Below are 13,080 nucleotides of genomic sequence, written 5' to 3' on the forward strand. Positions count from 1 at the left end.
CATTAGCCGGAGGCTCATAAGGAAGTAAATAAAATTTCCCGGCAGAACCGGCGTGTTGGAAATCACGCCGGTTTTTCCGTGCTTGCAGGCAGTTCCGGTTTCTGAAGCGGAATCCGAATCTTGCCTACATAAGTAAAATAAATCTCAATCGTCACATGCTTTCTCCCATCGATTTTCTCCGGGCTGTGTATGACGATTTTTTCAATCAGTTCGTTGACTGTCGCGGCGTCAAGTTCCTGTATATCGGAATACCGTTCTGCAAGCTGTAAGAAACGCCCTACATCAGAAACCTGTTCAGCTTCTTCTTGGATTTCCCGCTCCAGTGTTTCGGAAAGCTGCCGGATTTCTGCCTGCTCTGTCTCATACTGTGCTGATAACTTCTGAAAACGGAGGTCGCTCAGTTTTCCCAATACACTATCTTCATAAAGGCGCTGAATAATTTTATCCAACTCCTCCATGCGCTTCTGTGCACCGGAGAGGGCTTTTCGTTTTTGTGTCAGTTCCGCTTTCCGGCTGGCCTCGTCCTGCATCAGCATTTCCTGTGTGAAATCATCCTTAAATGCGCGAACATAAGTCAGCGTCCGTTGAACACATTCCAGCACCCGTTTATACAGCGTAATTTCACGGATATAATGAATCCGGCAGGAACCGGTATTGCTCTTGTAATTGGAACAGACGAAATGGTCTTGCGAATCATCTTTGTAGCTGTTGCAGGTACAGTAGTAGAATTTTGCCCCACAGTCAGCACAGCGGACAAGGCCGGAGAACATACTCGTCTTACCGGTTTTTGTCGGCCTGCGTTTATTTTCCCGAAGGACCTGTACCCGTTCCCATTGTCCGTACTCAATGATTGCCGGCGGCGTTCCCTCAAATATCCGCTGGTTTTCTTTTGGATTTTGCAGCCGTTTCTTAAATTTCAGGGATTTGGTATAGGTCTTGAAGTTGACGGTACAGCCGGTATATTCCCACCGTTCCAAAATACCGGAAACCGATTTTGCACACCATTGATACAAATGCTCCGGCATTGTCCAGCCTTTCTGTTTTGCATGGTAGGCGGTAACAGTCAGTACCTTTTCATTTGTCAATATTTTTGCGATCTGCATCGGCCCTTTCCCTGCAATGCACAGATCAAAGATACGCCGCACCACCTTAGCCGCTTCTTCATCCACAATCCATTTCTTCTTGTCCTGCGGGTCTTTGACATATCCATAAGGCGGATTGCTGGCAAGGTGTTCTCCGGCTTCTCCCCGCATTTTGACAACCGCCCTTATTTTCTTGCTGGTGTCCTTTGCGTAATAATCATTGAACACATTTTTGAAAACGGCGAAATCATTTTCCCCTTTGGCGCTGTCCACATCGTCATTGATTGCGATAAAACGGACATCGTAAGCCGGGAAAATGAAATCCTGCAAACGCCCCATATAGGAATACTCCCTGCCGAGCCGGGACAGGTCTTTGACAATCAGGGTAGACACGGAATAGTCCTCCACATATTTCATCATTTCCTGAAATCCAGGTCGTTGAAAATTCGTTCCTGAGAATCCGTCGTCCACAAAAAACATAGTGTTGCGGAAGCCGTGTTCCGCTGCATACTTGGAGAGCAGAGCCTTTTGGTTGGTAATGCTGTTGGATTCCCCGTCAAGGGCATCATCCTGACTTAAACGGCAATATAAAGCTGTAATTTTACCCCCGTTCGGGGACACGTCTGGCTGCTGATTCATAAGTAGCTCCTTTCCTCCCGTAAAAGGGATAACAGCCAGGTAAACGGTTGCCTGTATTATAACGTATTCTTCCTGCTTTTTCAGCCTCCCGCATTTATATTTCCTCCATATTTTTTGCAATCATCCGTCGCAGCTTGTCCAGCACGCTTTCCGCGCCGTCACCGGCATAATGGGGAATGACATGGTAAACCGTGTTGCCCTCCACGGCGATATGTTCCCCGGTATCAAAATCAAATTCAAACGCGCCGTCTTTGAAATGCTCTGCCACACGTTCCGCCACTTCCGGTTTTAGAAACTGCGGAAGTGTACTTAAATCTTTTTTCTCTGCCATTTAGTCAGTCCTCCTTTCCTGCAGGAATCCTCAGCGTAATTACCGCCGGTCTGCCAAGCCCCTGTTTCCTGCGGACAATCAAGCCACTGCGCTCTAATTCCTGAAATGCGCAGGTTGTTACCTGACGGCTACGGTGCAGCTTTTCCTTTGCTTCTTGTACGGTAAAATACAGCCGCACAGTTCTGTCTGCTTCTATAAAGCCATTCTCCTTTGAAATGCCTGCCCGGTCAAAAAGCAGGGCATAAAGCACCTTGGCGTCATTGGATAAATCCAATGGAATTAAAAATCGTGGAAACGGCAGATAAGGCGGCACTGCTGAGTCCGCTTTGTAAGGGATAAAAATATTGTTCTGCATACATTTTCCTTTCCATCAATCCATCCTGATTGATTGGATTGATATTGACTATTTTATCATTTACTTATTTCTCTTTGATTTCCGTCTAATTTCCGGCTCTCCAAAGGGTCGGAATACCCACTGCCGGAAAGACAGTTTTGGGGCCGTACAGAGCGTCCGCTTTTCCAGTCTCTGAAATTCCAGGACAGGATACCCCCGTTTGGGCGGGAACGCAAGGATACTTGAACTATAAGAGAAACAGATAGATGCCTGACCGGGAAAATCCCGGATAGGTGAAATTGCCTCTGCGGACAGTTTCAGGCCGGTTTTTCGGGCATAGAAGGGATTTATAAAGCCTGCCCGCTGACAAGTGTTGAAACAGCCAGTAATATCAAGGTTTTTTCGCTCCTAATTGTCCGCATAGAAGCCTTCTTTTGCGGTCGCTAGCATTCTTCTGTTTTCGATGTACCTTTGCCGTACAGGGCTTGCAGTATTTCGCCCGGTTGGAGCCTGGGAGAAACGGCTGACCACAGACAACACACCGCTTCATACTGTCCCTGTGTAACAGGGCTGCCTCTAAAGGCTTGTCCTGCGGAAGAACCGCAATCTGAAACCATCTGCATAAAAGTGAATAGGAAATGCTCTGAACACAGACGCATTCCTCCCCATCATCCAGCAAGATGCAGTTTCCGTTGTCATAATTGCAGCACACATGGACTAATTTCCTTGCCCTGCGGTACTGCCTGTAATCCATGCCCCATATTTTATTTTGGCTCTGTCACAACAAATGGTTGATTTTTGACGAGAAATAGCGTATAATAATAGTAAGAAACAGTACCACCGAAGGAGGTAATTGGATATGCCTACTATCAAAGACGCATTAGATATTATCGGTAAGTTGACTGTCGCAGAGCAGGAAAGCCTTAAAACAATGCTTTTAAGTCCTGCCTTTGTAAAGTCTTTGAATATTGAAGATTTCGTAGCAAAGGAACGCTTTGCAAATGGTCGTGTATGCCCTCTTTGTGGCTGTATCCATGTGGTTCGCAATGGTCATCGTAAAGATGGCACACAGCGATATGTATGTAAGGATTGTGGCAAGTCCTTCGTGATTGCTACGAACTCCATTGTGTCTGGTACAAGAAAAGACTTGTCCGTGTGGGAGCAGTACATTGATTGTATGATGAATGGCTTATCCATTCGTAAGACTGCTGTTGCTTGTGGGATTCACAGAAACACCGCATTCCTTTGGAGACACAAGATTTTGGATGCACTTCAGAATATGGCAGACGATGTTACCCTTGACGGCATTATTGAGGCTGACGAAACTTTTTTCGCCATCTCGTACAAGGGCAATCATAGCAAGAGTAAGACATTTGCTATGCCACGCAAGGCTCATAAGCGTGGTCATTCTACACATATCAGAGGCTTGTCCCAAGAAAAGGTATGTGTTCCTTGTGCGGTTAATAGGAATGGCTTGTCTATCTCCAAGATTACGAATACTGGTAGGGTTTCTACAAGAGATTTACATCATATTTATGATGGTAGGATTAAGACCAATTCCACTCTTGTTACGGACAAGATGAACTCCTATGTGAGATTTACAAATGCCAATAGCATTGACCTTGTGCAGTTAAAGACTGGCAAAGCCAAGAAAGGCATTTATAATATCCAACATATCAATAGCTACCATAGCCAGCTAAAGAGGTTTATGCGTGGCTTTAACGGTGTTTCTACCAAGTATCTGAACAACTATCTTGTGTGGAATAACCTTGTAAATTACGCCAAAGAAAGCGACATGGAGAAAAGGAACATCTTCTTAACTTTCGTTTTGGCAACATTGAAAACTGCTAAATGCAGAGATTTATCAAACAGACCAGCAGTTCCTCTGGTCGCCTAATTAGAATTTGTGGAGATGATAAGATGGTCAATATAACAGATGTAAAACAGATTCTTCAATTTGCAATAGATGCGGAGATTAAAGTCTTTCTTGATGGTGGCTGGGGTGTAGATGCTCTTCTTGGATATCAGTCAAGAGCCCATAATGATATTGACATTTTTGTAGAAAAGAACGATTATCAGAACTTTATAGAAATAATGAAAGCTAATGGCTTTTATGAGATTAAGATGGAATATACAACATTGAACCATACTGTATGGGAAGATTTGAAAAACAGAATTATTGATTTGCATTGTTTTGAATATACGGACGAAGGTGAAATTCTTTATGATGGGGATTGTTTTCCGGTAGAAACTTTTTCGGGTAAAGGAAGAATTGAGGAAATAGAGGTTTCCTGTATTGAACCATATAGTCAAGTAATGTTCCATCTGGGATACGAGTTTGATGAAAATGATGCACATGATGTGAAGTTATTGTGTGAGACACTTCATATCGAAATTCCAAATGAGTATAGATAACTGCAAATAACAGTTTATAGGGGAGTTCTGATACTCCCCTATAAAAATGGCTATTTATCAACTGTTTGTTGTGACATAGCCTTTATTTTTAATATACTCACCTCCTGACCGTCAAAAAATATCCCTTCACTATACAGGACATTTTTCGGGCAAAATTACGGGGGTATTTTGAAAAATTCTCAAAAAATTCATAATCAGCCTTGTCAGAAAAGGGCAGACGCAAAATTCCCTCCATTATTCAGTACATATTTCAGGAAAAAGTTGCCGTCTATCCTGAAAAATACAAAAAAATTCACACCGCAGGTTTTGCCCTATGGTGTGAATCTATTGTCATTCAAATTTATATCCGATTCCGGCAACGTTTTTAATATAATCGGGATCGTCCGGCCGTATCTTTAATTTTTTGCGCAGATTGCTCACATGGTCGGTAATTGCTTTCCGGGAATAGTAGGTATAGCCCTCGTTCCAGACGAAATCCATGATAAGGGCATAGGTAAACACTCGTTTCGGATTGCTGGCAAGTAAAAACAATATATCAAACTCTTTTGCAGTCAAAAAAATTTCCTGTTCACGGACTTTTACAAGCCGTTGTTCCAGGCAGAGGTATAAATCGCCTTCCCGTATTTCTGTGAGAGGACTATCCTGCTGCCAGTTATGCTTTGCTGAATTTGCACCTGCATCAACAATTGATACTATATCCTCAAGAAGATATTGAGCAAGCTCTTTTTGTTGCTTTTCGTTAAGCAGGAGTGCTAATTTTTCACCAATCTGTACACCGGTTTCAGATATATCCAATACAGCTAATTTCCCATATTACCACCACCTAACGATTGTCAAATGCAATGCTTCTCTATTTTGAGCTTTTTAGCCATAGTACTCGTTGGGATAGATATTTTTTCCAAACGCAAACGCCTTTTCAAGCCATTCCGTTTCTTTGATCCTGCCTGTTCTGTTGGTATCCCCGCAGCCCCCGGCAAGAATCATTCCCCGGTCGTGGAAGCCTATGTAGTTTACCAATGAAAATTGATAGTAGGACACCGCCTGCTCAAAGGTCCAAAAAAAGTTATCTGCCGCTGTCATCAGAAGGGCGCTGTCTTTGACAGGATAGGATTCATACCTCCCCAACGAAGGTTCACATTCCTCTGCCATACAATAGAAGCGGTCAATAAAGGCTTTCAAGCGGGCTGAAAATGTCCAGTAATACAGCGGCGAAGCAAACACAACTAAATCAGCCGATTTAATTTTGGGAACCATTTCATTGAAAGCGTCCTTTTGTACACAGGGTTTCCCATACCGGCAGGCATTACAGCCCAGGCAGTCCTTTACCTCATTTTTGAGAAGCGATATAACTTCTGTCTGATGTCCGGCGCTTTCAGCTCCCTCCACGAAAGCAGCGATAAGCTGGGCCGTGTTTCCGTTTGGTCTTCCGCCACCTTGTATCACTAAAATACGTTTCATAAAATCCTCTCCTTTGCAAATTGTCGCTTATTTATTTTTGGTAAATGTTATCAGCAGGCCGGTGTTGTCAATCTTTTCCACCTCTTTCACGGTAAAATCAACCGGAACCATCGCCTCTTGATTTAGACTCGCCTCGAAAGAGGTCTTGGTCGGCTCGTTCGGGGAACCGCCGTCCACTGTGGCAACCAGCAGCACAGTGTACTCATCTACCAGCCCCTCCCTGATGAAAGTGCCGTTCAGATGTCCGCCCCCTTCCAAGAGCAGATGGTCGATCCCAAATAGGGCATACAGTTTTTCAACCACCAGCTTGAAATCCAGTGTCTCCTTGCCTCCGAAGATATAGGAAACTTTCATATTTCGGAGGTATTGCAGATAGGCGTCAGAAACTCTTTCCGTCAGGACAGAAATGATATGGTCGCCCACCCGGTTTGTGTAAATATCGGATGAGCCGCGAAGCATTACATTCGCTCCCCACGCCAGCTTCCCCGACTGGTCGATTGCGACGCAGTATTTATCCGCCTCCACATCCGCCACATAGTCCGTCCGGTCTATATGAGGAACATTTTCTGGAAGCTCCGGCTTGTTTCCGGGGGCTAATTGCCAGGGCCAATCCATAAAAGTGACCCGCCCGAACATACAGGCCTTTGCGTCCATCCTGTCATGAAACTGCTCATATTTGGCGATGTATTCACGGCCTCGTCCGGTATTGAAATACCCCCCAATGATCTTTCCGTCCAGGGAGTTCAGCATATAGCAGGTAATATAAGGTCTGTTCATGGTAAAGTACCTCTCTTTTCATAAATTTCATCATTGCATGGAGGGCAAATTGTCTGCACGCTTCGAGAATACCAATGCAGCAACAACCGACACGACTTCTGCAATCACCATTGCCCACCATATGCCGCTGACACCCCATATCAATGGAAGTGTATAGACGAATATTCCACTGACAATCAAGCCACGGAGCAAAGCCAAAATGGTGGCCTGCTTTGTCATCAAAACCGATTGCAAATAATAAATCGCCTGGAAATTGATGCCCATTAGGAGGAAGGAAAGGAAGTAAACCCGGAGGATGCCGGGGGCGATTTCTATAATTTCCGGGGTTACCGCAATAAACAGCTTTGTAATCTGTATGGGGAAGGCCACGCCTACAAAAGCAAAGCCAATTCCCATAAGCAAAGCGGTGAAAATGGAACGGTTTCTAATCTCATGGATGCGCAGCTTTAAGCCGGCTCCAAAGTTCGTTGAAACAATCGGTTGTATCGCCTGCCCCACGCCTGCAAACAGGTTCTGGAACAATGAGGAGAACGAAATGACAACGCCAAAAACCGCCAGGGCCGATTCTCCGCCATAGACAAGCACCTGTTTGTTGAGAATAACTGTCAGTATAATAAAGGAAATGGCGATGGCGCTGGAGCTGATACCAGCAAACAATACATTGCGAAATGCTTTCAATATACGGAATGGTCTTACAATCCGAAGCTGGCAATTTTTTGTAAAAAAGTGGCTGCACAGTATAATAAATTGCAACACAGTACCAAGTACGGTAGCCAATGCTGCGCCTGTCATTCCCCAATTCATAGGGAATACAAAGAACCAGTCGCCAAAAATATTGAATACGCCGCCAATCACCACTGCTGCCATCACTCGATTGGGGGAGCCATCACTGCGTACTATGCAGGAAAGATACGCTGACAGAATGAAAAATGGCATAGTCCAGACAATGCAGTTTGTATAATCCTGCACATAGGGCATCAATCGGGGGGTAGCGCCAAAAAATGTATAAATTGGAGTCGAAAATACAGTAAAGGTGATCCATGCAATCAGCGTTAAAGCAACGGCAAGGCATAGCGAAGCGAAGAAATACGCATTTGATTTCTCCATTTTCTGCTTGCCGCGGGCCTTACCTAAATATACACTGCCACCGATACCGCAAAGCAAACCGAAAAATGAGACAACGCCAAAAATCGGCTGCGCAATGGCCAGAGCCGCAGCCCCGTCCGGCCCCACACCCTGTCCAATGGCAATCGTATCCACAAACCCATAGACAGAAGTTACAACTGCTGCGGATAATGACGGAACCAAATAACTCCTGTATAATTTCTTGATTGGGCTTTTCAGCAAATCCATCCTATTTACCTCCTGAAATGTTCTGCAAAGACAGCCACAGCATCGGCGCAGCTTTCCAAAGAATTGTATGTGGTGTCGATGCAGAGATGGTAGTTTCTCATAGATCCCCACTTGGAATCTGTATAATGCTCATAATAGCGGCTTCGCTTTTGATCGGTTTCCTTGATTTGATGTTCCACCTCTTGCGCAGGGCCGTTAACTCCCTGTTGGATCTTGCGCTCTACTCTCGCCCGCAGATCCGCATATACAAAGATATGAATTGCTTCCTCCAGCACCTTGTCAGCACAGCGCCCTACAATGACACAAGAGCCTTTTGCCACCAAGTTCCGGATTGTTTCACACTGCCTAAAATAAATCTGATCCGTAATGGGCTGCTGATAAAACGGGAGCAGATTTTGTCCTGCGCTCCAAAGCGTATTTAATTGCAAATGTTCCTCATATTGTTCAATTACTTCAGCCGACAGGGTATTATCCTGAGCAGCAAGGGAAATCAGCTCTTTATCGTAAAATGGGATCTGCAGCCGCTGGGCGATAAGCATTCCCAGCTCCCGGCCTCCGCTTCCAAATTCCCTGCTGATGGTAATGACTTTGTTCATAACGTACCTCCTCCTTTTGTTGACATTTGCACGTCATATGATTATAATACCGATATTGAGCGAAACAAAGAGAGAATAGTACATATTTTTGTAAAAATCGTTCCATTTTCACAAAAGGAGGTAACTCATGGAGTATAAGACGCTTCAAATTGCGGAAAATTTTCGGGAAAATATATTATATGACAGCGACTCTCTTGCGCTTGCTGTTTGCAGCGACCATTTCGACGATTATTTGCACAGAGAATGGGGTTGTCATTGGCATGACGAATTTGAGTTTGGACTTGTTTTGCAAGGCGTTGTAGAATACACGATTTATAATGAACACGAGCAATTGTCAGTACATAAAATCTCCGTAGGCGATGGTATTTTCCTGAATGCCGGATGCTTTCACAGTGTCAAAGGACTCGAACCGGGTACAGTGATGGCAGGCATCATCTTGCCGACTAATTTTTTTAATACAGAATCTTTTCGTACCATTTATCATCAGAATATTTACCCTATACTGGAATCGGGGACGGAATGTTTGGTTTTTGCACAAAGCAATCCGTCCAACGCTGCCATTTTGTCCGGCCTAAAAGAGTTATATGAAATAAACAGGACAGAACAAACATACGAACTTCGCTGCATGGAAGCTGTTTGTAAAATATTCCGCTTATTGGTAGAGCAAATAAGTGCAAACAAAAATCTGCTCACACCTATTTCAAAAAGTACTCAGACTAAGCGCTTACAAAAGATTATGACTTTTATTCATGCACATTATGGTGAGCGCATCAGCGCAGACGATATGGCAAGAACAGCCGCTATCAGCAGAACCGAGGTTTTTCGCTGTTTTCAGACTGTTTTAAGGAAAAAACCGATTGAATATCTTACAGAATATCGACTATCCATAGCCACCATACTGCTTGCAAGCACAGACAGAACCCTGTCAGATATTTCTATTTCATGCGGCTTTAACAGCGCGAGCTATTTCGGGAAAGTTTTTCGGGAGCATCATGGTATGTCCCCCAAAAAATACAGAGACCAGCTCCGAGAAAAATAAATACTTTATACTTTAATTTTTTATTAAATGATAAATGTCCTAAATCAATGCCAAGCTAACTAAATAAGTTATCGCTTATCTTTCGAGAAATATATCGGCAAGCAATGCAATCTTCCGTAAGATTGCGTATTTTAGGCAGGAAACCGTTGCCGGTATTCCTGCCTAAAATGCTTGTTGGTAACGTTCTCCGCTCCGCTTCGGTCTGCGCAGGGCAGACGTCCACCGGACGTCTTGCGCCCCCAAACCCCTGAGATCATCGCCTGCGGCGATGGCTGCGCGTTCCGTTGAAACGCTAAAAAATCGAATCCTAATATTTTGCCAACATAAAAAATGCTATGCAATCGGCGAACCTTTTGCATAGCATTTTTTGTTTTTTCGTTTACCTGGCATAAATCATAAGTTTTTGTAATATTTCCTTATGAGTTGCTGCCTTTGCAGGGCGCCTGTTTTTTTATATGGAACACTCCCATCCATCTGGAAAAAATCGTCAAAAAAACGTAAGAGAAGCTTAAAGCAGCCCTCGCCGTCCTCTGCTACAATGATTCCATAGAGGGCAGTATCTGCTGCCCATCCAAGGAAAGAGGGGATCTGAATGGAAAAAAGCATGAAACAGGCCGGCATTGTTTTCGGCGCTGCTGCCGTCCTTTGCGTCCTGGCACTTTTCCTGTTCCTGTCCAGGGAACGGAAAAATGCGGACAGCCTTCCGCCTCTGGCTGAGGTGATGGAAAACGGAAGCGGATATGCAGACGAAATGCTTTCGGGATACAAAAGAAAACAGCTTCTTGCCGCGTGGGGAGAGCCGGAGGCGTCCAAAGAAGGTACGGAGGATGTCTGGCCCGTGGACGGCTGGAGGCGGCTGAAGGTGGGGTACAATGAGAAAGATGAGGCAGATACGGCCGTCATCGAGGTGCGATTTGATAAAGAGTGGATTCCGAAGGAGCGTTTGTCTGAGGATACCCTTCAGTGGCTTTCCGCATATAACGGGCTTTCGGAGGAAGAGCAGAAATTTCTGAGTTATATTCCTGCGGATATCAGAGAGTTTCTGGGAATCAACGGCGGGGATACAGCCGCCATGGAAACGAATGCGGCAGAGGAAGGCACACCGGAAGATAGTGAAGAAACGACAGGGGGCCGGGCCATCCCGCGCATAGAAGAGGAACGTGTTTCTTTTGAAGGCCTCCCGGAAAACCTGGATTTTGAGGCTGTGACGAAAGACATGGGGATCCTGCCGGAAGGCGAACCGGAGGTGTACGGCGGTTCGCCTGGAACGGCGTACACGGTCGTGTCCGGGGATTTCACATTTTTTTATTTCCAGCTGGAGGGCGAGGCTTCTTTCCAGAATATGAACTATGCCATTACCGGGGAAAATGTGGTGCTTAGCTGCGGGATCCATGTGGGAATGCCGGTCTCAGAGGCAGAAAAAATCCTTCCGGGGCTTTTTCTCTCCAGCACAGAAGAACCGTCAGGCTGGAACCCTGCGTCCTATCCGGACGGCTGGTGCGAACAGTTTGCGGAAATATGGATTGCAGAGGTTTTATACGGCGGCGAACTGCCGAAATACGTGGGATTCATGGCGGATGAACAAGGCATCATCCGGGCCATTACGTTTGAATTCCCGACAGCCGGTTAGGAGGGGTGTTATGAAGGTACTGATTTTGACCGGCATGCTGGCGGCTTTTTCCGGCCTGTTTTTCAATGCCGCGAAAAAAGACGCGGGGGCACAGGAGGCCTATGCGCCTGTCATTGAGGCGGCAAAAAGGTATGTCCGGGATTCCGGCGCCGGCGTTCCGGAAGCCTACGGCTTCAGTTACGCCCTGGGACAGGAAAATTTCGGTGCGCCGGGGTACCGGATCGCTGACCTTGACGGGGACGGGACGGACGAGCTTCTCCTGGGAGAGGGAAACGTGGTCTATGATCTTTACACGGTTTCGGACGGCAGCCTTCTCCATGTTTTAAGCGGATGGGAGCGGAACCGGTATTATCTCTGTGAAAACGGGGAAATTGCAAATGAAAGCTCGAGCGGGGCGGCAGATTCGGCCTGGGAGTATTATGCCTTTGACGGCTTGCGGCTTTCCCTTGCGGAAGCCGTCCTTTACGATGGGAACCGGGACCCGGAACATCCATGGTTTTACACGGACGGCCAGAGCCCGAAGCAGGAAGTCCCCATCTCAGAGACGCAGGCAGATGCCGTCCGGGGAAGCTATCCGTACGAAGATCCCGGCTTTCTTCCTTTCGTAAGCCCGTGAGAAAGGGGATTTTTTCAAAATTATAATTGCTTCACACGCCCAATTCGGATATAATGGTACAAGACGGCCGTCCAGGCGGCAGACAGATGTATAAAATCCTGGAAACAGAAGTAAAATAGAGGAGGAAGTCCATGTCATTCAACGTAGCGATTGACGGCCCCGCCGGTGCGGGAAAAAGCACGGTGGCAAAAACGGTTGCCGGAGAGATGAATTTTATCTATGTGGACACCGGCGCCATGTACCGTGCCATGGCATTATATTTTCTGCGGGAGGGCATTGATCCGTCCGACGAGGCGGCAGTCTCGGAGGCATGCCGCAGGGTGTCTGTCACAATCTCTTATGAGGCAGGTGTCCAGCAGGTGTTTTTAAACGGGGAAAATGTATCCGGCCTGATCCGTACCGAGGAGGTCGGGAACATGGCATCGGCCACCTCCGGATACCGGCTCGTGCGGGAAAAGCTGGTGGAGCTCCAGAAAGAGCTGGCAAAAAAGGCGGATGTAATCATGGACGGCCGGGACATCGGGACGTGCGTGCTTCCGGAGGCAGATGTGAAGATTTATCTGACGGCCGGCTCCCTTGTCCGCGCAAAGCGCAGGTATAAGGAGCTGACGGAAAAGGGGATCTCCTGTAATCTGGAAGAGATCGAGAAGGACATCATCGACCGGGACTACCGGGACATGCACCGGGAAAATTCCCCTCTTTCCCAGGCTGAGGATGCCGTGCTTTTAGACAGTTCCGATATGACGCTCCGTCAGGTGGTGGAAACCATCGAGGCCATGATCCGGGAAAAAAGAGAAGCATAGGGCGGAG

General features: G+C 46.2%; 15 protein-coding genes. 6 read left to right on the forward strand and 9 right to left on the reverse strand.

Annotation, left to right across the window (positions count from 1 at the left end; translation table 11 throughout):
- Window positions 1-62 precede the first annotated feature (62 nt).
- The 4 genes from KE531_15015 to KE531_15030 form a co-directional block, all read right to left on the reverse strand.
- Window positions 63-1,721 carry a DUF4368 domain-containing protein gene (locus KE531_15015; GenBank protein MBR9954900.1) on the reverse strand — a complete coding sequence of 553 codons (1,659 nt, stop codon included), beginning with the start codon at window positions 1,719-1,721 and terminating at the stop codon, window positions 63-65.
- A 94-nt stretch (window positions 1,722-1,815) separates the two neighbouring features.
- On the reverse strand, window positions 1,816-2,052 hold the full coding sequence (locus KE531_15020) for a hypothetical protein (GenBank protein ID MBR9954901.1): 237 nt from the start codon (window positions 2,050-2,052) through the stop codon (window positions 1,816-1,818).
- Window positions 2,053-2,056: 4 nt separating this feature from the next.
- Window positions 2,057-2,407: a replication initiator protein A gene (locus KE531_15025; protein MBR9954902.1), complete on the reverse strand. Its 351-nt coding sequence runs from the start codon at window positions 2,405-2,407 to the stop codon at window positions 2,057-2,059.
- A 370-nt stretch (window positions 2,408-2,777) separates the two neighbouring features.
- Complete coding sequence (locus tag KE531_15030; GenBank protein MBR9954903.1) at window positions 2,778-3,140, reverse strand: cysteine-rich VLP domain-containing protein; 363 nt, start codon at window positions 3,138-3,140, stop codon at window positions 2,778-2,780.
- Window positions 3,141-3,245: 105 nt separating this feature from the next.
- On the opposite strand from KE531_15030, the gene KE531_15035 reads away from it, so the two are divergent.
- Both KE531_15035 and lnu(C) read left to right on the forward strand, forming a co-directional pair.
- Window positions 3,246-4,283: an IS1595-like element ISSag10 family transposase gene (locus KE531_15035; protein ID MBR9954904.1), complete on the forward strand. Its 1,038-nt coding sequence runs from the start codon at window positions 3,246-3,248 to the stop codon at window positions 4,281-4,283.
- A gap of 23 nt (window positions 4,284-4,306) precedes the next feature.
- Window positions 4,307-4,801, forward strand: a complete 495-nt coding sequence (lnu(C), locus tag KE531_15040; GenBank protein ID MBR9954905.1) for a lincosamide nucleotidyltransferase Lnu(C) — start codon at window positions 4,307-4,309, stop codon at window positions 4,799-4,801.
- Window positions 4,802-5,131: 330 nt separating this feature from the next.
- Here lnu(C) and KE531_15045 read toward each other — a convergent pair whose 3' ends face one another.
- The 5 genes from KE531_15045 to KE531_15065 all read right to left on the reverse strand — a co-directional run bounded on the left by KE531_15045 (window position 5,132) and on the right by KE531_15065 (window position 8,985).
- Entirely contained in the window at window positions 5,132-5,548 is a 417-nt protein-coding gene (locus tag KE531_15045) for a response regulator transcription factor (protein MBR9954906.1), read from the reverse strand.
- A 117-nt stretch (window positions 5,549-5,665) separates the two neighbouring features.
- Window positions 5,666-6,259, reverse strand: a complete 594-nt coding sequence (locus KE531_15050; GenBank protein ID MBR9954907.1) for a flavodoxin family protein — start codon at window positions 6,257-6,259, stop codon at window positions 5,666-5,668.
- Window positions 6,260-6,286: 27 nt separating this feature from the next.
- Window positions 6,287-7,036, reverse strand: a complete 750-nt coding sequence (locus tag KE531_15055; protein ID MBR9954908.1) for a dihydrofolate reductase family protein — start codon at window positions 7,034-7,036, stop codon at window positions 6,287-6,289.
- 30 nt (window positions 7,037-7,066) lie between these two features.
- A complete protein-coding gene (locus KE531_15060; GenBank protein MBR9954909.1) occupies window positions 7,067-8,389 on the reverse strand; it encodes a polysaccharide biosynthesis C-terminal domain-containing protein in 1,323 nt (440 codons plus the stop codon).
- 5 nt (window positions 8,390-8,394) lie between these two features.
- Window positions 8,395-8,985 carry a cytidylate kinase-like family protein gene (locus KE531_15065; GenBank protein ID MBR9954910.1) on the reverse strand — a complete coding sequence of 197 codons (591 nt, stop codon included), beginning with the start codon at window positions 8,983-8,985 and terminating at the stop codon, window positions 8,395-8,397.
- A 127-nt stretch (window positions 8,986-9,112) separates the two neighbouring features.
- Here KE531_15065 and KE531_15070 point away from each other — a divergent pair, with 127 nt between their 5' ends.
- From KE531_15070 to KE531_15085, 4 genes are all read left to right on the forward strand, one after another.
- Window positions 9,113-10,024 (forward strand): helix-turn-helix transcriptional regulator, encoded by a 912-nt coding sequence (locus KE531_15070; protein ID MBR9954911.1) that lies wholly within the window; start codon window positions 9,113-9,115, stop codon window positions 10,022-10,024.
- Between the two features lie 592 nt (window positions 10,025-10,616).
- The gene (locus tag KE531_15075; GenBank protein ID MBR9954912.1) at window positions 10,617-11,654 is read left to right on the forward strand and encodes a hypothetical protein; all 1,038 of its coding nucleotides are present in this window, start codon (window positions 10,617-10,619) and stop codon (window positions 11,652-11,654) included.
- 10 nt (window positions 11,655-11,664) lie between these two features.
- Entirely contained in the window at window positions 11,665-12,270 is a 606-nt protein-coding gene (locus tag KE531_15080; protein MBR9954913.1) for a hypothetical protein, read from the forward strand.
- Between the two features lie 131 nt (window positions 12,271-12,401).
- Window positions 12,402-13,073, forward strand: coding sequence for a (d)CMP kinase (locus KE531_15085; GenBank protein ID MBR9954914.1), 672 nt, complete (start codon window positions 12,402-12,404; stop codon window positions 13,071-13,073).
- The last annotated feature ends 7 nt before the right edge of the window (window positions 13,074-13,080 follow it).

This window comes from Eubacteriaceae bacterium Marseille-Q4139 (genome assembly GCA_018223415.1).
GTDB lineage: Bacteria > Bacillota > Clostridia > Lachnospirales > Lachnospiraceae > CABSIM01.

Excerpts from the sequence above, each read along its gene's own strand:
- KE531_15015 (MBR9954900.1), bottom strand. The coding sequence starts at position 1,721 with ATGAATCAGCAGCCAGACGTGTCCCCGAACGGGGGTAAAATTACAGCT.
- KE531_15020 (MBR9954901.1), bottom strand. The coding sequence starts at position 2,052 with ATGGCAGAGAAAAAAGATTTAAGTACACTTCCGCAGTTTCTAAAACCG.
- KE531_15025 (MBR9954902.1), bottom strand. The coding sequence starts at position 2,407 with ATGCAGAACAATATTTTTATCCCTTACAAAGCGGACTCAGCAGTGCCG.
- KE531_15030 (MBR9954903.1), bottom strand. The coding sequence starts at position 3,140 with ATGGATTACAGGCAGTACCGCAGGGCAAGGAAATTAGTCCATGTGTGC.
- KE531_15035 (MBR9954904.1), top strand. The coding sequence starts at position 3,246 with ATGCCTACTATCAAAGACGCATTAGATATTATCGGTAAGTTGACTGTC.
- KE531_15050 (MBR9954907.1), bottom strand. The coding sequence starts at position 6,259 with ATGAAACGTATTTTAGTGATACAAGGTGGCGGAAGACCAAACGGAAAC.
- KE531_15055 (MBR9954908.1), bottom strand. The coding sequence starts at position 7,036 with ATGAACAGACCTTATATTACCTGCTATATGCTGAACTCCCTGGACGGA.
- KE531_15060 (MBR9954909.1), bottom strand. The coding sequence starts at position 8,389 with ATGGATTTGCTGAAAAGCCCAATCAAGAAATTATACAGGAGTTATTTG.
- KE531_15065 (MBR9954910.1), bottom strand. The coding sequence starts at position 8,985 with ATGAACAAAGTCATTACCATCAGCAGGGAATTTGGAAGCGGAGGCCGG.
- KE531_15070 (MBR9954911.1), top strand. The coding sequence starts at position 9,113 with ATGGAGTATAAGACGCTTCAAATTGCGGAAAATTTTCGGGAAAATATA.
- KE531_15075 (MBR9954912.1), top strand. The coding sequence starts at position 10,617 with ATGGAAAAAAGCATGAAACAGGCCGGCATTGTTTTCGGCGCTGCTGCC.
- KE531_15080 (MBR9954913.1), top strand. The coding sequence starts at position 11,665 with ATGAAGGTACTGATTTTGACCGGCATGCTGGCGGCTTTTTCCGGCCTG.
- KE531_15085 (MBR9954914.1), top strand. The coding sequence starts at position 12,402 with ATGTCATTCAACGTAGCGATTGACGGCCCCGCCGGTGCGGGAAAAAGC.